This window comes from Acidovorax sp., from assembly GCF_046291265.1.
GTDB lineage: Bacteria > Pseudomonadota > Gammaproteobacteria > Burkholderiales > Burkholderiaceae_C > Acidovorax.
In genome coordinates this window covers 1-618 of the sequence record NZ_JBKBTV010000163.1, presented here as the reverse complement: position 1 = coordinate 618, position 618 = coordinate 1, and the positions used below count along the sequence as shown (strand labels likewise).

At 70.6% G+C, this 618-nt stretch carries 1 protein-coding gene; it reads left to right on the top strand.

Features of this window, described 5'->3' with window-relative positions; genetic code table 11:
* Nucleotides 1-618: hypothetical protein (locus ACK41V_RS23695; protein ID WP_409786143.1), on the top strand; the 618-nt coding region annotated here is incomplete at both ends.

Genomic DNA, 618 nt, shown 5'->3' with positions numbered 1-618 from the left:
GAAGCAAGCGGCTGCCCGCCGGGAGCGCTTCGCCCTGCGCCAGCGCGTGGCCACGCTGGAGGAGGAGCAGGCCAGCCTGCGCAGCAAGTTCAGCATCACGCGGCAGGACGACCTGCTGCGCCACGTGCTGTCCACCACCGTGGACTTTGACCACTTTACCGTGCGCAAGGTGGTGGCGGTTGGCGGCAACGGCGCCGTGTTGCTGTGCGACGTGACGGTGCCTGCTTGGTGCGTCGCGGATGCAGGCGCTGCCGCCGTCGCTGCCGGTGCGCGCACGGTGCAGGTGCCGGTGGCGGTGAAGGTGCTGGCGGGCGTGGAGGACCCTCGCCAAACCACCCTCCAGCACGCCTTCCTGCGCGAGTTCCAGACGTTGAGCGACATGCCGCCCCACCCCAACGTCATCACCCTGCTGGCCTTCCTCACCAAGCGCCTGCCCCGCCCCATGTACGACCTGCTGCCCGACGGCTTCCGCACGATGGTGGGCGACGCCGCCAACCCCGTGCTGGCCCTCATCATGCCCCTGCTCCCGCACACGCTGGAGGCCGCCGCTGCTGCCGGTGCGGAGCCTGCGCAGCTGGTGCGGTGGTGCCTGGATGTGTCTGCCGCAGTGGCGCACAT